The sequence below is a fragment of the Bacillus sp. EU55 genome (assembly GCF_038005925.1).
Classification (GTDB): domain Bacteria; phylum Bacillota; class Bacilli; order Bacillales; family Bacillaceae; genus Bacillus; species Bacillus velezensis.
In genome coordinates this window covers 2203850-2224638 of record NZ_JBBOUE010000001.1, presented here as the reverse complement: position 1 = coordinate 2224638, position 20789 = coordinate 2203850, and the positions used below count along the sequence as shown (strand labels likewise).

18 protein-coding genes and 4 pseudogenes are annotated in these 20789 nt (G+C 46.0%); 19 read left to right on the top strand and 3 right to left on the bottom strand.

What is annotated here, in order from left to right:
• The first annotated feature begins 9 nt into the window (after nt 1-9).
• The 15 genes and pseudogenes from NYE50_RS11250 (at nt 10) to NYE50_RS11180 (ending at nt 14561) form a co-directional block, all read left to right on the top strand.
• Nucleotides 10-216, top strand: a complete 207-nt coding sequence (locus NYE50_RS11250; protein WP_009336483.1) for a DUF1657 domain-containing protein — start codon at nt 10-12, stop codon at nt 214-216.
• Between the two features lie 29 nt (nt 217-245).
• A complete protein-coding gene (locus tag NYE50_RS11245; protein ID WP_159354242.1) occupies nt 246-1106 on the top strand; it encodes a DUF421 domain-containing protein in 861 nt (286 codons plus the stop codon).
• A gap of 115 nt (nt 1107-1221) precedes the next feature.
• Nucleotides 1222-1729 (top strand): annotated as a pseudogene (locus NYE50_RS11240) (DUF421 domain-containing protein).
• 353 nt (nt 1730-2082) lie between these two features.
• Nucleotides 2083-3576, top strand: coding sequence for a phospholipase D-like domain-containing protein (locus tag NYE50_RS11235; protein ID WP_017695658.1), 1494 nt, complete (start codon nt 2083-2085; stop codon nt 3574-3576).
• A gap of 245 nt (nt 3577-3821) precedes the next feature.
• Nucleotides 3822-3875 (top strand): annotated as a pseudogene (locus tag NYE50_RS11230) (hypothetical protein); the annotation flags it as partial.
• Nucleotides 3876-3935: 60 nt separating this feature from the next.
• Complete coding sequence (locus NYE50_RS11225; protein WP_072557218.1) at nt 3936-4370, top strand: DUF421 domain-containing protein; 435 nt, start codon at nt 3936-3938, stop codon at nt 4368-4370.
• A 350-nt stretch (nt 4371-4720) separates the two neighbouring features.
• Nucleotides 4721-5100 (top strand): annotated as a pseudogene (locus tag NYE50_RS11220) (DUF1360 domain-containing protein).
• 120 nt (nt 5101-5220) lie between these two features.
• On the top strand, nt 5221-6759 hold the full coding sequence (locus tag NYE50_RS11215; RefSeq protein ID WP_159354241.1) for a glycoside hydrolase family 10 protein: 1539 nt from the start codon (nt 5221-5223) through the stop codon (nt 6757-6759).
• A 139-nt stretch (nt 6760-6898) separates the two neighbouring features.
• A complete protein-coding gene (locus NYE50_RS11210; protein ID WP_159354240.1) occupies nt 6899-8041 on the top strand; it encodes an acyl-CoA dehydrogenase family protein in 1143 nt (380 codons plus the stop codon).
• A 44-nt stretch (nt 8042-8085) separates the two neighbouring features.
• On the top strand, nt 8086-9726 hold the full coding sequence (locus NYE50_RS11205; protein WP_159354239.1) for an AMP-binding protein: 1641 nt from the start codon (nt 8086-8088) through the stop codon (nt 9724-9726).
• 21 nt (nt 9727-9747) lie between these two features.
• Nucleotides 9748-11097: an acetyl-CoA carboxylase biotin carboxylase subunit gene (locus tag NYE50_RS11200; RefSeq protein WP_021493381.1), complete on the top strand. Its 1350-nt coding sequence runs from the start codon at nt 9748-9750 to the stop codon at nt 11095-11097.
• Nucleotides 11094-11306 (top strand): acetyl-CoA carboxylase biotin carboxyl carrier protein subunit, encoded by a 213-nt coding sequence (locus NYE50_RS11195; RefSeq protein WP_007410121.1) that lies wholly within the window; start codon nt 11094-11096, stop codon nt 11304-11306. Before NYE50_RS11200 ends, NYE50_RS11195 begins: the two co-directional genes overlap by 4 nt.
• 15 nt (nt 11307-11321) lie before the next feature.
• The gene (locus NYE50_RS11190) at nt 11322-12221 is read left to right on the top strand and encodes a hydroxymethylglutaryl-CoA lyase (protein WP_159354238.1); all 900 of its coding nucleotides are present in this window, start codon (nt 11322-11324) and stop codon (nt 12219-12221) included.
• A gap of 13 nt (nt 12222-12234) precedes the next feature.
• Nucleotides 12235-13014 (top strand): enoyl-CoA hydratase, encoded by a 780-nt coding sequence (locus tag NYE50_RS11185; protein ID WP_159354237.1) that lies wholly within the window; start codon nt 12235-12237, stop codon nt 13012-13014.
• 17 nt (nt 13015-13031) lie between these two features.
• Nucleotides 13032-14561 (top strand): acyl-CoA carboxylase subunit beta, encoded by a 1530-nt coding sequence (locus tag NYE50_RS11180; RefSeq protein ID WP_151296485.1) that lies wholly within the window; start codon nt 13032-13034, stop codon nt 14559-14561.
• Nucleotides 14562-14614: 53 nt separating this feature from the next.
• Here the strand turns inward: NYE50_RS11180 and NYE50_RS11175 are convergent, their stop codons facing one another.
• The 3 genes and pseudogenes from NYE50_RS11175 to NYE50_RS11165 form a co-directional block, all read right to left on the bottom strand.
• Nucleotides 14615-15205: a DedA family protein gene (locus NYE50_RS11175; RefSeq protein ID WP_159354236.1), complete on the bottom strand. Its 591-nt coding sequence runs from the start codon at nt 15203-15205 to the stop codon at nt 14615-14617.
• A 74-nt stretch (nt 15206-15279) separates the two neighbouring features.
• Complete coding sequence (gene galU / locus NYE50_RS11170) at nt 15280-16173, bottom strand: UTP--glucose-1-phosphate uridylyltransferase GalU (RefSeq protein ID WP_159354235.1); 894 nt, start codon at nt 16171-16173, stop codon at nt 15280-15282.
• Between the two features lie 6 nt (nt 16174-16179).
• Nucleotides 16180-16610 (bottom strand): annotated as a pseudogene (locus NYE50_RS11165) (GtrA family protein); the annotation flags it as partial.
• Nucleotides 16611-16832: 222 nt separating this feature from the next.
• On the opposite strand from NYE50_RS11165, the gene NYE50_RS11160 reads away from it, so the two are divergent.
• From NYE50_RS11160 to bioD, 4 genes are read left to right on the top strand one after another with little or no spacing between them, the layout of a single operon-like run.
• A complete protein-coding gene (locus tag NYE50_RS11160) occupies nt 16833-17603 on the top strand; it encodes a 6-carboxyhexanoate--CoA ligase (RefSeq protein WP_159354233.1) in 771 nt (256 codons plus the stop codon).
• Nucleotides 17600-18946, top strand: a complete 1347-nt coding sequence (bioA, locus tag NYE50_RS11155) for an adenosylmethionine--8-amino-7-oxononanoate transaminase (RefSeq protein WP_159354232.1) — start codon at nt 17600-17602, stop codon at nt 18944-18946. Before NYE50_RS11160 ends, bioA begins: the two co-directional genes overlap by 4 nt.
• Nucleotides 18936-20090, top strand: coding sequence for an 8-amino-7-oxononanoate synthase (bioF, locus tag NYE50_RS11150; protein WP_159354231.1), 1155 nt, complete (start codon nt 18936-18938; stop codon nt 20088-20090). The genes bioA and bioF overlap by 11 nt, the downstream gene beginning before the upstream one ends.
• The gene (gene bioD / locus NYE50_RS11145; protein ID WP_159354230.1) at nt 20087-20788 is read left to right on the top strand and encodes a dethiobiotin synthase; all 702 of its coding nucleotides are present in this window, start codon (nt 20087-20089) and stop codon (nt 20786-20788) included. Before bioF ends, bioD begins: the two co-directional genes overlap by 4 nt.
• Nucleotide 20789 lies beyond the last annotated feature (1 nt).

Genomic DNA, 20789 nt, shown 5'->3' with positions numbered 1-20789 from the left:
AGAATTAGGATGACAGTAGGATCAGATGTTAAACAGTGTTTTGCCAGTCTAAAAGGGGTAGAAGCAAGTCTCTCAAGTTTAGCATTACGGACTCTTGATGATGAATCGAAGCGAACTTTGCATGAGGCTATGATGGTAGTACACGAAGTAACAAAAGATTTAAAAAAAAGAGTAGGAGAACTAGAAGGAGAGGAACTTCAGTACAAAGGTTTCTAGAAAAACTATATTTACAGGAGGTGTAAGCAGTGCCTGAATGGTTAGATATAGCTGTACGCTCAGTATTATTTATTGCTGTTTTATTTTTCATTACAAAAGGGTTAGGGAAAAAGCAAATTTCCGAACTAACTTTCTTTGAATATGTCACCGGTATTTCTATTGGGAATATTGGTGCAGAAGTGGCTATAGGACTTGAACGGAACATTTTTCACGGAATTATTGGAATTGTCATTTTTGCGGCTATTCCCTTTTTCGCTGGTTTAATTTCATTAAAAAGTAAACGTTTTCGAAATTTTGTAGAAGGAAAAGCAACTGTATTTATCAAAGATGGGAAGATTATGGAAGATAATTTAAAAAAGGAAAGATATACGACAGATGAACTGTTAGATCTCCTTCGCAGGAAGGATGTCTTTCAAGTCTCTGATGTAGAATTTGCTGTTTTAGAGGCAACAGGTGATTTATCTGTGATGCTAAAGAAAGAAAATCAACCTTTAACAGCAAAGGATATAAACTTGAAGGTTGCTTCAATCAAGGAGCCTCAGACCATTATTATGGATGGTACAATAATGGATGAACCACTAGCCACGATTGGACGAAGTCGGGCTTGGCTACAAACTGAATTAGAAAAACTAGGGGTAACGATTGAAAATGTATTTCTGGGACAGGTTAATTCTTACGGAGAGTTAACGATTGATCTGTTTGACGATAAATTACAAGTCGCACCCCCACAAGAAAGACCCTTAATTCTTTCAACCTTGAAAAAATGTCAAGCAGACTTAGAACTATTTGCTCTTGGAACGGAATCAAAAGACGCCAAACAAATGTATAGGTTAAACAGTGAAAAATTACAAGAAGCCATTGATAAAGTGACCCCTATTTTAAAAGGATAAGGATTTAGCTTAGATTCATACATGACGAAAAAAAGATACCATTTTTAATTGAAATAAGTTTAAAAACCTTAGTCCAATTTCGGACTAAGGTGAATTTTTTTACGAGGTGTTAGAAGTGTCTATTTTTTTAGTTAAAGTTATTTTTATCTATATTGTGTTTATTGTAGCAGTAAATATTTTAGGGAAATCAGCTCTAGCCCAACTTACCCCTCATGATTTTGGAGCGATTCTTTTTTTATCTTAATCGAAAGTTAAAGGAAAGTAGATATCCTTTACCTGAGCTGTTGTCTAATTTAAGAACAACAGGATATCCGGATATTCACGATAATGAATATGCGATTTTGGAAGCAACAGGTGAAATTAGCATTTTTCCAAGAAAAGAATTAGTTCCTATTACTCCAAAAGATTTACATATGAAAGTGGAATACCGCGGATTACCCATAGCCGTTGTCATTGAAGGGAAAGTGCAAAAGCGTAAATTAAAATTTATCAACAAAAATGAAAAGTGGTTAAAGGAAGAACTAAAGGCAAAGGGATATCTTCAAATCAAAGATTTTTTTTATGCTGCTGTTAGAGATACCGATCATTCATTAACCATTAACAAAAAAGATGTTAACGACTAATTTTAAGACGATTTCCCTCCCAATATAAATTAATGTTTTCTCTTATTTACTTCTTATTGCATTTACCACTTTCATTTTCCAAATTTATAAAAAATTATACCTATATTTAGGAATTTGCCAGATGGTAATTTTCAAAATCACTAAGTCTCTAGTTAGGACAGTGCCCAGATCATTACGCCTTTCTTGATGTCAGAACTTTCCCAACCTTAATTCTCTTTTTTTCGTTCTTAATATCTTATACAAGTTCTTATAAAGGTAGTCCATAATATATAACAGACAATCCCTTCATATTCCATACGTATACTGGTTACATAGTTTGGACATGTTAAGAGTAACAGAAGGAGGGATTCCAGTTGGAGTGGATTTTTTATCTATACCTGTTAAATACGTTCTTTATCTTATTCATAGCAATTTGGGAAGTTCGTCGGCCTGCCAAGGCTTTGAATTGGATAATAATCGTCCTTTTTTTACCTGTCATTGGTTTCTGGCTATATCTTAGCATATCAAACCCTAAGTTTATTCATCGAAAAAGATTGACCTGTTCTAAAAATGAATCTAACAAATTACCTGAGACATTCGGTGCTTCAGCATCGGTAATTGCCAATGCTTTACGGCATTTCACTGTGAATGGGCTTCGAATGGGCCAAGTCCAAGTGTTTAACAATGGGATAGCAAAATATGATCAACTCCTTGTATCCCTGCAAAAAGCCCAAGAAACCATTGATCTGGAATATTTCATCTATCGGAACGACCAAATTGGTAATCGAATCACAGAACTGCTAATCGAAAAAGCATTAAATGGAGTGCAGGTTCGTTTTATGAGAGATAGCTTGGGGAGTTATAAATTCCCGCGTGAAAAAATCCGGCAGATGGTTGAAGCAGGGATAGAATGCAGGACAATATTTCCTCTGCGATTTCCCTGGATTTTGTCCAATTGGAATTATCGGGATCATTGTAAGATTGTGACGATTGACAGAAAGGAATCCTTTACTGGCGGTATGAACGTTGGGTATGAATATACAGGATTAAAGCCAGACGTAGGATTTTGGAGGGACACTCATTTGCAAATTATAGGGGAAGCAACAGGCGACTTGCAGACTGTTTTTGATGTTCATTGGGAAATCGCTGTGCCGGAAAGGATAAAATCAAAAACAAATTTGAAAACAAAATCAGAGGTAACGAAAATCAATTCAATCGGCAGAGCAGATCATTCCAAATGGTCAGCCGAATTGGGATCAGAGTTGAGCACCCTTGATGATAAAGAAATGGACATATCCGGAAAAACTAGGACATTGCATAAAGCGTATATCCATACGTTGGAAGGAAACCCTGGAATTCCTACCCCAGTCATTCGGCAAGCTTACTTTATATGTATAACACAGGCGACCAAGACTATTGATTTAACAACACCCTATTTTGTACCAGAAACGGATATTATCATGGCATTAAAGACAGCAGTAACTCGTGGTGTCCGTGTAAGATTGCTGGTTCCTCGCCACAATAATCAAAAAATCGTGGGTCTTGCAAGCCGTACTTATTACGGAGAACTTATAGAAGCTGGAGTTCAAATCTACCAGTACGACAAAGGAATGATACATGCGAAGGTGTTGACCATCGATGAGGAGATTGCTGCCGTAGGCTCAGCAAACTATGATATGAGAAGTTTTCGCCTGAATTATGAGGTGTGTCAAGTCGTGTACAGTGCTGATGTGGCAAGGGAACTCACAGAGCAGTTCGAGAGGGATCTTACTGATTCTGTACCATTAAGAATTGAAGACTTGGTGCAACGATCCCTGACCGAGCGCATTGTTGAACAGGGTGCTCGCGTGCTTTCTCCATTATTATAAGTTGAAAAAACCGGTATTATTTATCTTTCTGATTTTAATTAGCTTACATGTTGTAATATAAATATTTTAAAACATGAGGATTTTTGAAATCGAGTGAAATATAAAATGGAGGAATAAATTTTGGGTGAAGTTTTTTTGGGTTTACTGACAATCAAAGTCATAGTAGGTTTTGCAACTTTATTTTTTATCATTATCATAACAGGCAGAATCCATCTATCAGTTAAACCCCGTTTCACTTAGTTTTTGTGTTAGTACTTGGAGATTTTTTAGGAAATAACATTTATGAAGATAAGGTAGGGATTTTTCATTTTTTATATGCCATCGGATTGTGGACGTTTCTTATGTTGGGAATAGAGTTTATGACTCTAAAAAATAAATCGACACGTTCTCTCTTATTAGGCAATCCTAACATCATCATTCGAGATGGTGTTATGGACAGAAAGTTACTTACAAAGAACAAATTGGATGTAAATCAAGTATTGAGTATACTCCGTCAAAATAATGTCTTTTCAGTTCGCGAAGTCAAATACGGTATATTGGAAGCTAATGGGCAAATAAGTTTATTATTAAAATCCAAGTATCAAAAACCAGATCTCAATCTTCCAGAAAGTCCAGTAGACCTCCCAACATCGTTAATTATAGATGGGGAAATTTTATGGGATAATTTACATGAACTCGGATTTGATCAACAGTGGTTAGATAACCAATTAACTACCAATGGATATGATAATGTAAAGCGTATACTTTACGCAGATTGGCGAGAGAGTGAAGGCATACATGTAAGTCCTAAATAAAATTTGTTAGGATAAGAGCACATCAATTTTCTTGGTGAATATAAACTTTAGTCTTCAACAATCAGGCGCTTTAATGAAGTAACTAAAGCCTAATTTTTCACTTATAACACCGAGAAATTAGACTTTTTATATTTTGGTTTCCTTAACGTTGTAAATCCGCATTTTCCTGACGCTACCCCATAAAGATATGTTTGAACCCGCCTTTGCACAGCAAAATGCTGAGGTCATACTGGACATCATTGCAAACAGCGGAAGACGCTTGGCGCGGAATCTGTAACATCCGGCAGAATGGCTGAAGAAGACAAAGGGCAAGATAGGGGAATCAAACTCAGTTTTTTGGAGGCTTTGACATGACGAACCTATCTTGGCTTACGTATGTAATGATTATTCTTGCCAGCTACCGGCTGACCCATTTGATCGTATTTGATAAGATTACGGAATTCATAAGAAAACCCTTTATAAAGCAAGAAAAAACCGTCGATCAAAACGGGCGCGCCGTCCAAAAAAAGTCCCTTCCTCCGCATTCGGTTATATGCTGCAATGTTATTGGTGTGCGGGCGTCTGGTGCGCGATATTGATCGGCATCTGCTACTTGGTCTGGCCCCGCTATGCACATCCGGTTATTTTCATTTTGTCCATCGCCGGAGCGCAGGCCATTCTTGAAACTTGTGTCGGCGTCGGAACGAAGATCATTGACGTGCTCGCCGCCATGAAACATAAAAAGTCCTGAAGCGTTTTATTCGCTTTAGGACTTTTTTCTTTCCCTTTTAGGCTGAGAGGAGCAAAGCAGGCTTTCTGATTCACCGCCCGGAATGCTTCGGAATACCGTAAAGCAGAGAGGGGGAAAAACATGAAAAGCTGCCGTTTTAGCATGATATGGTTTTTGGCCGTTGTACTGACAGCCGGCATCTTTACATTCTCAGCATCCGCACAAGCAAGCGGCACTCAGCCGGAGAGAGAAATGAGAGCCGTCTGGATCGCGTCTGTCACCAATATCGACTGGCCCTCTAAAAAAGGGCTGTCACCGGAAGAGCAAAAAAGAGAATACAGCAAGCTGCTGGATGACGTTCAGGAGATGGGAATGAACGCCGTTATCGTCCAAATTAAGCCTGCGGCTGATGCTTTTTATCCATCAGATTACGGGCCTTGGTCAGAGTATCTGACAGGAACACAAGGCAAAAATCCCGGCTACGATCCGCTTGCTTTTTTAGTTGAAGAGACACATAAACGGAATCTTGAATTTCACGCTTGGTTCAATCCTTACCGGATCACGATGAATCATACAAATTTGAATGCGCTTTCAGATGATCATCCCGCGCGTTCCCATCCGGACTGGGTCGCTGCATACGGAAAACAGCTGTACTATAATCCGGGCATTCCGGAAGTAAGACAATTTATAACGGATGGAATCAAAGAGGTGGTCAGCCGTTATGACATTGATGCGGTTCATATGGATGATTATTTTTATCCTTATAAAATTGCCGGACAGGAATTCCCCGATCAGGCGGAATACGAACGGTACGGAAAAGCTCACTTTGCATCAGTTGATGACTGGCGCAGGGATAACGTCAACCGGCTTGTAAAAGAAATCAACCAAACCATCAAACGAGAAAAACCTTATGTCAAATTCGGAATCAGCCCGTTCGGCGTATGGAGAAATGCCGCAGATGACCCGACAGGCTCCGAAACGGCCGCCGGGGTGCGGAACTACGATGATTTATATGCTGATACGAGAGAATGGATCCAAAAAGGATACATTGATTACATCGCACCGCAAATTTACTGGAGCATCGGATTTAAAGCGGCGGCATATGACGTCTTAGCGGATTGGTGGGGAAAAGAAGTGAACAATCGGCCGGTGCATTTATATATCGGGCAGGCAGCTTATAAAATCAACAACAATGCTGATCCGGCCTGGGCCGACCCGGGGGAATACGGAAGACAGATTGCTCTTAACAGGGGATCAGCATGGATAAAAGGCAGCATGCATTTCAGTTTAAAGGATTTAAACCGTAATCCGCTCGATGTGAAAAACCGTTTGATCAAAGACATGTACAGCCGGCCCGCATTAATTCCCGAGATGTCTTGGCTCGGACATTCCGCTTTAAAAAAACCGGCTGTCAAACGGGCGGAGAAGAACGATTCAGGCCATACACTCTATATTGAAGATGCGAAATCCAACGGTAAAAAAACGGCTTATTACGCCATTTACCGCGCAGAAAAGGGAAAGCAGCCTTATTTAGTGGATACAGTCAGAAAAACATCCTCACGGACGCAGACATTTTCAGATACTGAAATTCGGGCGGAAGAAGCCTGTACCTATATCGTTACTTCCGTTGACAGGCTACACCATGAGAGCCGTCCCTCCGCAAAACGGACGATTAAATAGCCATTATTAATAAACTGACAGTTGCGGCGCTGTCAGTTTTTTTGCGGCGGATGAGTCCGAATGTTCAGACTTCATTTGGATGGAATGAATAAAGACCCCCATTAATAAAATGTAGAAAGCAGCAGAAGGAGGAAGGTTAATGAATTTTCAACTGACAAAAGAACAGCAGATGGTGCGCGAAATGGTCAGAGATTTCGCCAAAAATGAAATTGCCCCGAAAGCCCATGAGGTTGATCAATCAGCCGTCTTCCCGATAGACACATTTAAAAAAATAGGCGAACTCGGGCTGCTCGGAATTCCGTTTCCGGAAGAATACGGCGGGGCGGGCGGTGATACCATTTCATATGCAGCAGCGGTCGAAGAAATCGGAAAAGCCTGCGGCAGCACGGGGCTGAGCTACGCGGCAGCCGTGTCACTCGGCGCAAGCCCATTATACTATTTCGGTACTGAACAGCAAAAGCAAGAACATCTTATTCCGCTTGCTTCGGGAAAAGCGCTCGGATCATTCGGGCTGACAGAGCCGAATGCCGGTTCAGATGCCGGCGGCACCCAGACAAAAGCCGAGAAAAAGGGCGATGACTATGTGATAAACGGAGAGAAATGCTGGATCACAAACGCAAATTACGCCCGCACGGTCATTGTCACCGCCGTTACGGGAAAAAACTCCGCCGGAAAACCGATCATTTCAGCTCTCATCGTCCCCACAGACACACCGGGATTTACGATCACAAATCCGTACGACAAGATGGGTGTGAGAGGGTCGGATACGGCCGAGCTTGTGCTTGAGGATGTCAGGGTGCCTGCCGATAACCTGCTCGGTGATCCTGAAAAAGGTTTTAAACAATTTTTATATACATTAGACGGCGGGCGGATATCGATTGCGGCACTGGCTGTCGGTATCGCTCAAGGCGCGCTGGAGGCGTCGCTGTCATATGCGAAGGAACGCAAGCAGTTCGGCAGTCCGATATCGTCATTTCAAGCCATTCAATTTAAGCTGGCCGATATGGCGATGGAAATTGACCTTGCCAGACAGATGGTGCTTAAAGCGGCATGGCTGAAGGATCAAAACCTGCCATTTACGAAAGAAGCGGCATTCGCCAAGCTTTATGCTTCAGAAATGGCCGTCAGAACGTGCCTTCAGGCCATCCAAATTCATGGCGGTTCCGGTTATATGAAGGAATTTGGTGTCGAACGTATGCTTCGAGACGCAAAGCTGATGGAGATTGGCGAAGGAACGTCAGAAATTCAAAGAATGGTCATCGCAAGACAGCTTTTGAAGTGAAATGAAAACGTTTACCAAGACAGGGATGGAAGGGGGCAGGTCATATGGCTGAACTTATCCATTTAACAGCCGGAAAGCTGCTTGAGCGGACCGCGAAGCTTTTTCCGGATCATGAAGCGGTTGTTTACCCTGAGCGCGGCCTTCGTTATACGTATGCCGAGTTTGACCGGTTATGCCGGCAAACCGCAAAAGGGCTGATGAAGCTGGGAGTTGAAAAAGGAGATCATGTGGCCATATGGGCATCGAACATTCCGGAATGGCTCGCGGCGCAATTTGCAACGGCGAAAATCGGCGCCGTTCTGGTCACCATTAATACAAATTTTCAAATCGCAGAGCTCGATTACCTGCTGGCACATTCAGATGTCTCGTCCCTGATAATCATGGATTCCTACCGGCAGACATCTTATGTTGAGATGGTGAATAAGCTGATTCCGGAGCTGAAAACTTGTGAGCGCGGCAGGCTGCGTTCGAAACGTTATCCATTTTTACGGACGGTGTTATATATCGGTGATAAAAGCCCGCCCGGGATGCACCGTTGGGATTCTTTGCTGAAGGATGCCGAGTCTGTAACGGATGCAGAGCTTGACGGAAGGATGGACAGCCTGAAAAAGGATGATTGCATTCATATGCAATATACGTCAGGTACGACCGGATTTCCGAAAGGCGTCATGCTCTCACATTTTAATATCGTAAATAACGCGGCCAATATCGCAGAATGCATGAAGCTTACTTCAAGTGACCGTTTATGTATTCCCGTGCCGTTTTTCCACTGCTTCGGGTGCGTGCTCGGCGTGCTGGCATGTGTTTCCGCGGGTGCGGCGATGATTCCGATCGAACAGTTTTCTCCGCCGGCCGTTCTGAAAACGGTGGAGCAAGAAGCCTGCACGGCTCTGCACGGTGTACCGACGATGTTTATCGCCCTCCTAAATGACAGCCGTTTTTCTGAATATGATCTTTCCCACGTCCGAACCGGGATTATGGCAGGCTCGCCATGCCCGGCGGAAGTCATGAGAGAAGTGATCGGCAAAATGGGGATGACCGACATTACCATTGCCTACGGACAGACCGAAGCATCACCTGTTATTACGCAGACAAGAACGGATGATTCATTTGAAAGAAGAGTGGAAACAGCGGGGCGCGCGCTTCCCCATATCGAAGTCAGAATCGTTCGGCCCGGAACATCCCAAGAAGCCGCCCGGGGCGAACAAGGAGAGCTCTGCACCCGCGGATATCATGTCATGAAAGGCTATTATAAAAATCAAGAAGCGACCGAAGAAGCGATAGACAAAGACGGCTGGCTGCATACCGGTGATTTAGCGGTCATGGACGAGGACGGATACTGCAAAATCACGGGCCGTCTGAAAGACATGCTGATCAGGGGCGGCGAAAATATCTATCCGCGCGAGATTGAGGAAATGTTATATCGGCATCCCGCGGTAGCAGACGTTCAGGTCGTCGGCGTGCCTGATCCGAAATACGGAGAAGAGGCCGCGGCGTGGATCAGGCTCAAAGACGGACAAACCGCTTCCGCAGAAGACATCAGAGCCTTTTGCAAAGAACATATCGCCCGCTATAAAGTCCCCAGGTATGTTTTGTTTACAGATGAATATCCAATGACAGCCTCCGGAAAAATTCAGAAATTCAAGCTGCGGGAAAAAACGATTGAAGAGCTCAAGTTAACTTAATGAAAAAGGAGTGCTTCACATTTGTTTAAAAAAGTCCTGATTGCCAACAGAGGAGAAATCGCCTTAAGAATTATCCGCACCTGCAAACGTCTCGGCATCCCCTCGGCAGCTGTGTATTCAGAAGCCGACCGGGACGCGCTGCATGTAAAAGCGGCTGATGAGGCCTATCCGATCGGTAAATCGAGAGTAAATGAAAGCTATTTACATATCGACAGAATCATAGAAGCCGCTAAATCCGCCGGAGCGGACGCCATTCATCCGGGCTACGGGCTGCTGTCAGAAAACAGCCTGTTCGCCGAACGCTGCCGGAAGGAACAAATCACATTTATCGGTCCGCCCGGTGATATCATCGCCAAGATGGGCAGCAAGATAGAAGCCCGAAAAACGATGCAAAAAGCAAAGGTCCCGATCGTTCCCGGTGTTTCAGAGCCATTGCCCGATGTTCACTCCGCCTTAGCAGAAGCCCGTGCCATCGGTTTTCCGGTCATGCTGAAAGCGTCCGCAGGCGGCGGCGGAATCGGCATGCAGATCGTACATTCAGAAGAAGAGCTGGCCAAAGCGTTCGAAGGTAATCAAAAGCGGGCCGCCTCCTTTTTTGGAGACGGCGCAATGTACATGGAAAAGGTCATTGAAAATGCCCGTCATATTGAAATTCAGATACTCGCAGATTCTTTCGGCAACACCGTTCATCTGTTTGAACGTGACTGTTCAGTACAAAGGCGCCACCAAAAAGTGATAGAAGAAGCGCCGTCGCCGTTTGTTGACGATGAATTAAGACAAAGACTCGGTGAAACCGCCGTTAAAGCCGCAAAATCGATCGGCTACCAAAATGCAGGCACAATAGAATTTCTCGTCGACCAAAAGAAACAAATCTATTTTTTAGAGATGAACACAAGACTGCAGGTGGAGCATCCGGTGACAGAAGAAATTACAGGACTGGATCTTGTGGAAGAACAGCTGAAAATTGCCGCTGGGCAGGCGCTGACTTTCTCGCAGAAAGATATCAACCACCGCGGTCATGCGATAGAAGTGCGGATCTATGCGGAAGATCCGGTCACCTTTTACCCGTCACCCGGTACCATCTCGTCTTTTTCCGTTTTAAGACACCCGTCAGTGCGACACGAATGCGCCGTCGAAAAGGGAAGCGTCATTTCTCCGTTTTACGATCCGATGATTGCCAAAATGATCGTCACGGCGAATACGAGAAAACAAGCCATTGAACAACTGAAAACCGCCCTTGGCGAATATCATGTAGAAGGGATTAAAACCAACATTCCGTTGCTGACAAAAATTGCCCATTCAGAAGTGTTTGAAAAGGGCGAGGCAACAACCGGTTTTTTACAAACAATGAACGAGGGGGCGTCAAAATGAGCGTCATAAAAATTCAGATGGCGGGAAACCTGTGGAAAATTCATGTGAAGCCGGGTGATGTCATTGAAGAAGGACAGGAAGTGGCCATCTTGGAATCTATGAAAATGGAAATTCCGATTATCGCTGATGCAGCGGGTACCGTGAAAGAAGTGAAAAAATCAGAAGGTGATTTCACTGATGAAGGAGAGGTCCTGATTGAACTTCAATAAAACGGGAGGTGCAGCATGAACTGTCCGAAACATGTCCGCATCAATGAAGTAGGACCGCGTGACGGCTTGCAGAATGAGTCAGCGTGGGTGGATACAGAAGATAAGATTGAGTGGATCAATATGCTGTCAAAAACAGGCCTTCCCTATATCGAAGTGACATCATTCGTGCATCCGAAATGGATTCCGGCTCTTCGTGACAGCCTGGACGTCGCAAAAGGCATTGCCAGATCTGAACATACGGTCTACGCGGCTCTCGTTCCGAACCTCATCGGACTGGAGCATGCGGCAGAAGGCGGAATCGATCAGGCATGTGTATTTTTATCTGCAAGCGAAACCCATAACCAAAAAAACGTAAACAAACCGATTGACCGGACCGTTCAAGAGCTCAAGCGGGTTATTACTGAAGCAAAAGCTGAAAAAATGGCGACGAGAGCTTATCTGTCCACTGTGTTCGGCTGTCCGTACGAACAGAACGTGCCGGTCGAACAAGTCATCCGCCTGTCAGACACCCTGCTCGAAATGGGTGTTGATGAAATATCGCTCGGCGACACGATCGGCGCGGCAACCCCCTTGCAGGTCATAGCCGTGCTTGAAGCCCTTTTGCCGAGAATTCCCGCCTCAAAAATCGCACTCCATTTCCATGATACAAGAGGAACGGCTCTAGCGAATATCATTCCCGCTCTTGATATGGGCATCACATCCTTTGATACTTCCTCAGGCGGGCTTGGCGGCTGCCCGTACGCCCCTGGATCAGCAGGCAACGCTGCCACAGAAGACGTCATTTATATGCTCGAACAAATGGGGATTGATACCGGGACGGACATGAATAAACTTCTTTATGCCGCCGGCTGGATCGCGGATAAAATAGGCAAAGACCTGCCAAGCAGAAACCTGCAGGCATTCAGAACGAAATGAGAAAGGAGAAGCCATGGGAGATTGCGTCTTGTATTCCGTCTGTCAAGAAACGATCGGTCTGATCACGCTGAACCGCCCGCATGCGGCCAACTCGCTGTCTTCAGACATGATTGATCATTTACAGCGTGTGATTGAAGACATCAAAAACTCGCCATTCATTCGTTGTGTCATTCTCACCGGCACCGGGAACACATTTTGCGCCGGTGCTGATTTAAAAGAAAGAGCGGGGATGAATCATGAACAAGTCAGACAAAGCGTCAGGCGTATCGGTGAAACGGCCGCATCCATTGAAGCTCTCCCGCAGCCAGTCATTGCAGCGCTGAACGGAACCGCTGTCGGAGGAGGCCTTGAACTCGCTCTCGCCTGCGATATCAGAATCGCCGTCAGCCGGGCGGGCCTCGGCCTTCCTGAAACAGGGCTTGCGATCATTCCCGGAGCGGGCGGAACGCAGAGACTGCCCCGGCTTATCGGTCCCGGCGCGGCAAAAGAATTGATCTATACCGGCCGAAGGCTTTCTGCAGAAGAGGGGAAAGACATGAAGCTGATCGAGCATGTTTGTGAAGCCGATGAACTTATGGAAAAAGCAAAAGCACTGGCCGGCCGCATCGCCGCTAATGGGCCGATCGCCGTCAGACAAGCAAAATCCGCGATAAACAAGGGTCTGGAGACAGATCTCAATACAGGGCTTGAAATCGAACGAAAAGCATATGAACAAGTCATTCCCACACTTGACAGAGAAGAGGGCCTGCGCGCTTTTAAAGAAAAAAGACCCCCTGAATACAAAGGAAAATAAAACATGGAGGGACTCGGATGGATTACGAAAAAGAACGGCAGACACGCAGCAAAACGATTGAAAAGGGAGGAGCCGCGAAATATCACACAAGCAACGAAAAGAAGGGAAAACTTTTTGTAAGAGACAGGCTGAAGCTTTTATTCGATGACGGCATATCCGTTGAAGACGCTTTTTTCGCCGAGTGCATGTCAGACGGACTGCCGGCTGACGGGGTCGTTACCGGGATCGGAACCATCGGCGGCAGAACCGTTTGTGTGATGGCAAACGACTCAACCGTAAAGGCGGGCTCGTGGGGCGCGAAAACGGTGGAAAAAATCATCCGCATTCAGGAGACGGCGGAAAAGCTTCAGTGTCCGCTCTTGTACTTAGTCGATTCCGCAGGTGCGAGAATTACGGATCAGGTCGACATGTTCCCGGGGAGAAGGGGAGCCGGCCGCATCTTTTATAATCAAGTAAAGCTGTCGGGCCGCATTCCGCAAATCTGTTTATTGTTCGGCCCTTCCGCTGCGGGCGGCGCTTACATTCCGGCCTTTTGCGACATTGTCATTATGGTCGAAGGCAATGCATCCATGTACTTAGGTTCCCCGCGTATGGCAGAAATGGTGATTGGCGAGAAAGTATCGCTTGAAGAAATGGGCGGCGCCCGTATGCATTGTTCCGTATCAGGCTGCGGTGATCTCCTCGCCCGGACGGAACAGGAAGCAATCATGATGGCGCAGACATACCTCAGCTATTTCCCGTCAAATTATACTGAAAAAGCGCCCGTCAACAAATCTAAGAACCCGAAAGCTTTTGAAAAACCGCTCTCAGATGTCATCCCGGCACATCAAAACGCACCGTTCAACATGATGGATTTAATTGAACGTGTTATTGATGAAGACTCATTTTTTGAGATTAAACCGTTATTTGCGCAGGAATTAATAACAGGGCTTGCGCGGATTCACGGACAGCCGGTCGGCATTATCGCCAATCAGCCGCGTGTCAAAGGCGGGGTTTTATTTCTCGATTCGGCGGATAAAGCCGCAAAATTTATCGCTTTGTGCGACGCATTCCATATTCCGCTTCTGTTTTTAGCAGACATTCCCGGATTCATGATCGGAACGAAGGTTGAGCAGGCGGGCATCATCAGGCATGGCGCAAAAATGATCTCCGCAATGGCGGAAGCGACTGTTCCGAAGCTTTCCGTTATCGTCAGAAAAGCCTACGGTGCCGGATTATACGCGATGGCGGGGCCTGCTTTTGAACCGGACTGCTGTTTAGCGCTTCCGACTGCGCAAATTGCCGTAATGGGTCCTGAAGCAGCGGTGAATGCGGTCTACGCAAACAAAATCAGTGAGCTAGCCCCTGAAGAAAGGCCGGCTTTTATTCAAGAAAAGCGTGATGAATATAAGGAAGACATTAACCTTTACCGGCTTGCCTCTGAAATGGTGATTGACGGCATTGTTCCTGCTGATTCCTTGCGGGAAGAACTCAATAAACGCCTCACTGCTTACATGTCCAAACAACTGACATTCACACACCGGAAACACCCCGTATACCCGGTATAAATAAAAAAAGACTGCATAGATCCGGCTCACAGCCGTTCTTATGCAGTCTTTTTTCACAGTCTTGATCTCATTTTCTTCACAACAAAATAAACAACAATAAATACGAGAGCCAATATAATGATCGGAGTTGTATACATTCCGGCATAGCTGTCTACGTCTTTCCACTGTCCCCCGAGCTGATACCCGAGATAAACGAAAATGACAGACCACGGAATAATGGCGAGTGTCGTCAATATGACAAACTTGGAAAGAGGCATTTTCGCAAGGCCGGCCGGGATGGAGATCGCATGTCTGACGACCGGGATAAACCGCGCCGAGAACACAACGCCGGCGCCGTAACGGCGAAACCAGTTTTCCGCAACATCAACATGATGCTTTTTCAGAAGTAAGTACTTGCCGTACTTGTCCAAAAACGGCCGCCCCCCATAACGGGCGATCCAGTAAATAAAGCACTGCGCGATCGTTCCCCCGATCACGCCGGCGATAACGGCGCCGATAAAACTGATCGTGCCTTCTGACACCATATAGCCTCCATAGGCCAAAACGATTTCACTCGGAATGATTTCGATCATTAATCCGAGCGAAATCCCGAAATAGCCCATACTTGTCAGCCAGGATAATATTTCACTAATAAAATTGCCCACACTGTTCACAACCTCTTTATCTTTTTACCCAATTATATGACTGATTGACAAGCAAAATGGTTACAAATTATTTTTTAACGCACATTTTCTTCAGATTCTCTTTTTAACACCTCTTCTAAATAAGCTAAGAGTTTCGGTCTCATTTCCTTCCGCAGCAGCCCGATCTCCGTGCCGGCCTTAAAACAGCCGAGCTTGTCGCCTATATCAAACCGTCTTCCTTCGAGCTCCCGCGCGTAGATACTTTGGGTGCGGCACACTTCGCGCAGCGCGTCTGTCAATTGGATTTCGTTGCCTGCGCCTCTTCCGATCGTCTTCAGCGCTTTAAAAATGGCAGGGGTTAATATGTAACGGCCCATCACGGCGATATGAGAGGGCGCCTTTTCAACAGCCGGCTTTTCAATCAGATCCTCAACCTGGTACACATGACCGTTGTGCCGCCCTGTCTGTATAATACCATATTTGCTGACATCGGCGGGATCGACGGGCTGTACGCCGATCGTTTCTGTGCCGTGTTGGTTATAGACGTCTATGAGCTGCGAGAGCGCGGGAGTGTCAGATACCATAATATCATCACCTAGGAGAACGGCAAAAGGCTCTTCACCGATAAAATGCTCCGCACACAGCACCGCATGGCCTAAGCCGAGCGGCTCTTTTTGGCGGATGTAATGAATATTGGCCAATTCGGCAATCTGCTGCATTTCCTTCAGCATCTCCGTCTTGCCTTTTTCCCGCAGATTGAATTCCAAATCTGCCGACCGGTCAAAATGATCTTCAATCGAGCGCTTGTTTCTTCCTGTAATAATCAGAATATCTTCAATCCCTGACTCGGCGGCCTCTTCTACGATATATTGGATGGCCGGTTTGTCCACGATCGGCAGCATTTCTTTCGGCTGCGCCTTTGTGGCCGGCAGAAATCTCGTTCCTAAACCCGCTGCGGGAATGACCGCTTTTCTCACTTTTTTTCTCATTCATCTTCACTCCTGATCCTGTATGTTTTTCAGCGTGTCTCCGAATACCCAGAGTCGGTTTCCGATAAAATTCATCATCATTCCGCCGATAGTGGCGGCGAGATTACTCACCAAAAGCGAACAGCCGCTTTTTTGAAACGCGTACAGCAGCAAAAAGGTGATCCCCGACGCAGCAAGATTAATGATGAGAAAGCGCACGATCTCTTTCCCGTCAGCCTTGCGCTTTACACGAAACGTCCAATTCCGGTTCCACACATAGCTGTTGATGATTCCAGCCGAATAGGAGCAGATCTGTGCCGGCAGATAAAGGACATGGCAGGCGGTAAGCAGAAAGAAAACACCAAAATCGATCAGCGTATTTCCGGCCCCGACCGTGCAGAAACGGCCTAACGTCTTTATTTTTCCTTTCAGCATAACGGTGACCTCCCCTCATAATAAGATGCAGATGGCTGTCATATTTGTTGATATCGATTACTTTAGCGGACAGCGTTGAAAAAACAATGACTAAAATATGAACAAAACATGAAAACGTTAAGTTAACATATTGATAGTTTAGGTTGACATATTTCGAGAGGGACACTAATATTCTGTATAAGTGTTAACCTTTAATTATTTTGGTTAACATTATCTTTCAAGGTAAGAGAAAGGAGGGGAAAGGATTGGAGGAAGAAACCTATTACAGCGTCAGAATGAGAGCTTCCCGAAACGCCCCTCATGAACAGGGCGGAAAACACATTTCCGGCGGAGAACGGCTTATCACTTACAGCGGAATACAGGAAGCGGTGAATGGCTTATTACATAAAGGCTTCTCGCATTCAAGAGGGACACCTGATTTTATGCAGATCCAGCTTGAAAGCGTCAATGAACCGATCAAAACGATCCGCCCTTTGCCGATTACTGTACATCAAACAGATACGGCAGAGAAAGGACAAGCAATCGCCCGGACGCTTTTGCAAAAAGCAGGAATTCCTCCGCGCATGATAGAGAAAGCCTATCAAAGCATCGCGGAATATGGAGAAGCAAGAGGAGCGGTCCTGTTTGACATCCGGACAGGAAAACGCATTGACGGCAGAAGGGAAAGAGGTGTGCGGGTATCCCGAGTGGATTGGCCGGCACACGATTTTCAAAAATGGGCTTTAGATCACAACATGCCGGAAAATTCACGTATCAAAGAAGCGCATGCCATCGCGGCAAAGGTTTGCGCGCATCCGGGAATCATAGCTGAAGTGTGCTGGTCAGATGACCCTGATTACATAACGGGCTACGTTGCCTCAAAAGAGCTGGGCTATCAGCGGATTACCAAGATGAAGAATGACGGCGATGAGAGCGGCTGCCGGATTTTCTTTACAGATGGAATCACAGATACAGAGAGCTGTATCCATTTTTTAGAGAAACAGCCTGTATTCATTCAGCGGGAGGGGAACATATGAAACAATCAATGATTGAAAAAAGCAAAAAGCATCTTTGGCTGCCTTTCACACAAATGAAAGATTACGATGAGGATCCGTTAATGATTGAAAGCGGAAACGGAATCATGCTGAAAGACACAAGCGGCAAAGAATATTATGACGGCTTTTCCTCAGTATGGCTCAATGTACACGGCCACCGCAAAAAAGAAATGGATGAGGCGATTCAAAAACAGCTTAAAAAAATCGCTCATTCGACCTTGCTCGGCATGACGAATGTTCCCGCGACAGAACTTGCCGAGATGCTGACGGGCATTACACCTGAAAATCTGACACGTGTTTTTTACTCTGACAGCGGAGCGGAAGCAATGGAAATCGCTCTCAAAATGGCCTTTCAATACTGGAAAAACATAGGGAGGCCCAAAAAGCAGACATTCATTTCGATGCAGAACGGCTATCACGGCGATACGATCGGAGCGGTCAGCGTCGGTTCTATTGAACTCTTTCACCATGTATACGGCCCGCTGATGTTTGAAAGCTACAAAGCGCCGATTCCTTACATATACAGATCTGAAAGCGGCGACCCCGTACAGTGCCGGGATGAATGTCTGAACGCGCTCGAACAGCTGCTTGCAAAGCATCACGAAGAGATTGCCGCACTTACGATTGAATCGATGGTACAAGGCGCATCAGGCATGATCGTCATGCCTGAAGGCTTTCTGGCAGGCGTACGAAAGCTGTGTACGGCATATGATGTGTTAATGATCGTTGACGAAGTGGCGACGGGGTTCGGCCGCACCGGAAAAATGTTTGCCTGTGAGCATGAAAATGTCCAGCCGGACTTGATGGCCGCAGGGAAAGGAATTACGGGAGGCTATTTGCCGATCGCCGTGACGTTTGCCGCAGAAGCGATTTATGAAGCTTTTTATGATGACTATGAAAACATGAAAACATTTTTCCACGGCCACTCCTATACAGGAAATCAGCTGGGCTGTGCCGCGGCAATTGAAAATCTCCGTTTATTTGAATCAGAGCGCATCGTTGAACAAGTTGCCGAAAAATCAAAAACGGCAGCGATGCTTCTTCATGATCTGAAGCAGCTTCCTCATGTAGGCGATGTCCGCCAGCTCGGTTTCATGTGCGGCATAGAGCTCGTGCAGGATAAGGGGACAAAACAGCCTTATCCGCCTGAAAAGCGTGTTGGATATAAGGTGTCTTTGAAAATGAGAGAGCTCGGTATGCTGACGAGGCCGCTCGGAGACGTCATCGCCTTTCTTCCGCCGCTCGCCAGCACGACTGATCAGTTAAAAGCCATGATCTCCATTATGAAAGAAGCGATAGCCGAGGTGACCGGCCGTGGATTTTGACGGATGGCTCTTCGAAAGGCTCGATGCGGTGAAAAGAGACGGGCTGTATCGGACGCTGCGGAAACAGGAAACCGCTCTCAAAAACAAAGGGGAAAAGATCTGGGCATCCAATGACTATTTAGGCCTGTCTAAAGATAAGCGCCTGATCACAGCCGCGCAAACGGCGCTAAGCTGCTTCGGAGCGGGAAGCAGTGGTTCCCGGTTAACGACAGGAAATACTTTTTGGCATGAAACACTTGAACAAACAATCGCGAATTTTAAACAGACGGAAGCTGCTTTATTGTTTTCCAGCGGTTACTTGGCGAATATGGGCGTGCTTGCTTCACTTCCGCAAAAAGGCGATGTCATTTTAAGCGATCAATTGAACCATGCGAGCATTGTTGACGGCTGCCGTTTATCGAAAGCGGAAACCATCGTGTACCGCCATATTGATATGGCTGATCTTGAGGAAAAACTTGCCTCCGTCCAGTCCAGGAACCGCCGCTTTATCGTCACGGACGGCGTCTTCAGCATGGACGGCACCATTGCGCCTCTTGACCGCATAATGGCGCTTGCAAAGCAGTATCAGGCATTTGTGATAGCAGACGACGCGCATGCAACCGGAGTACTCGGGGAAAACGGCGGGGGAACCAGTGAATATTTTGGGGTTTGTCCTGATGTTGTCATCGGCACGTTAAGTAAAGCGGTCGGAACGGAAGGAGGTTTTGCCGCGGGGTCAAACATTTTCATTGATTTTTTGCTGAATCATGCGCGGACGTTTATTTTTCAGACGGCCCTTCCGCCGGCAATTTGTGCGGCTTCCCATACGGCATTTGACATCATATCAGATATGTACGATACGCGCCGTGAACTGCTGTCGTCTGTCAAAACGATCAAAACCCGTCTGGCCGATATGGGTTTTACCGTAAGAGGAGGAGATACACCAATCATCGCCGTCATCATCGGTGATGCAAAAACAGCAGTTTCAGTTTCTGCACTGCTGAAAAAAAAAGGAATATGCGCCCCGGCCATCCGCCCGCCATCCGTTCCTGACGGTGAAAGCAGAATCAGGCTGACCGTCACGGCGGACCGCAGCTTACAGGACATAGATGGGCTTACAGAAGCATTTGATTCCATTAGAAAAGAGCTGAATATAAACAAATGAGAAGTTTTTTTGTCACAGGAACAGATACGGGCGTTGGAAAAACCATCGTCTCTTGCGGACTAGCCGCGGCATTCAGGCAGAAACGTGCGGATGTCGGAGTGTTTAAGCCGTTTTTAAGCGGGATGCCGCGGACTCATCCGGAAAGTGACACCTCGCTGTTGAAAAACATGTCACAAACCGCACTGTCTCATGAAGAGATTACGCCATTTGAATGGAAAGAGCCGCTTGCACCGTACACGGCCGCCATGCTTGAAGGAAAATCCGTGAGCATGGAGGAGGTCACGGCCCACTGGAGAAAGATCAAAAATCGTCATGAGTGTTTCATCGTCGAAGGGGCCGGCGGCATTTCCGTCCCGCTTGGTGAAAATTACTTAGTCAGTGATCTGATAAAAGCCTTGGAATTGCCGGCAGTGATTGTCACCAGGCCTGATCTCGGAACCATCAACCACACATATTTAACCGTTGAATATGCGAAAAACATGGGGATAGAGGTTCTCGGCATTATTATCAACGGCGTAAGGAGCAGGCCGGGGCTGGACGAAAAGACGAACCCGAGCATGATTGAAACATTATGCAAAGTTCCGATTTTGGGAATCACACCGAAGCTGGAACACGTTTCACCGGAAAACATTCAACACATGATTGAGAAACATATAGATGTTTCCTCTTTCATGAATCTGACACAAATGGGGAGATAAA

Excerpts from the sequence above, each read along its gene's own strand:
- NYE50_RS11210 (WP_159354240.1), top strand. The coding sequence starts at position 6,899 with ATGAATTTTCAACTGACAAAAGAACAGCAGATGGTGCGCGAAATGGTC.
- bioA (WP_159354232.1), top strand. The coding sequence starts at position 17,600 with ATGAAACAATCAATGATTGAAAAAAGCAAAAAGCATCTTTGGCTGCCT.
- NYE50_RS11190 (WP_159354238.1), top strand. The coding sequence starts at position 11,322 with ATGAACTGTCCGAAACATGTCCGCATCAATGAAGTAGGACCGCGTGAC.
- NYE50_RS11185 (WP_159354237.1), top strand. The coding sequence starts at position 12,235 with ATGGGAGATTGCGTCTTGTATTCCGTCTGTCAAGAAACGATCGGTCTG.
- NYE50_RS11195 (WP_007410121.1), top strand. The coding sequence starts at position 11,094 with ATGAGCGTCATAAAAATTCAGATGGCGGGAAACCTGTGGAAAATTCAT.
- bioD (WP_159354230.1), top strand. The coding sequence starts at position 20,087 with ATGAGAAGTTTTTTTGTCACAGGAACAGATACGGGCGTTGGAAAAACC.
- NYE50_RS11180 (WP_151296485.1), top strand. The coding sequence starts at position 13,032 with ATGGATTACGAAAAAGAACGGCAGACACGCAGCAAAACGATTGAAAAG.
- NYE50_RS11205 (WP_159354239.1), top strand. The coding sequence starts at position 8,086 with ATGGCTGAACTTATCCATTTAACAGCCGGAAAGCTGCTTGAGCGGACC.
- NYE50_RS11215 (WP_159354241.1), top strand. The coding sequence starts at position 5,221 with ATGAAAAGCTGCCGTTTTAGCATGATATGGTTTTTGGCCGTTGTACTG.
- NYE50_RS11250 (WP_009336483.1), top strand. The coding sequence starts at position 10 with ATGACAGTAGGATCAGATGTTAAACAGTGTTTTGCCAGTCTAAAAGGG.
- galU (WP_159354235.1), bottom strand. The coding sequence starts at position 16,173 with ATGAGAAAAAAAGTGAGAAAAGCGGTCATTCCCGCAGCGGGTTTAGGA.
- NYE50_RS11225 (WP_072557218.1), top strand. The coding sequence starts at position 3,936 with ATGACTCTAAAAAATAAATCGACACGTTCTCTCTTATTAGGCAATCCT.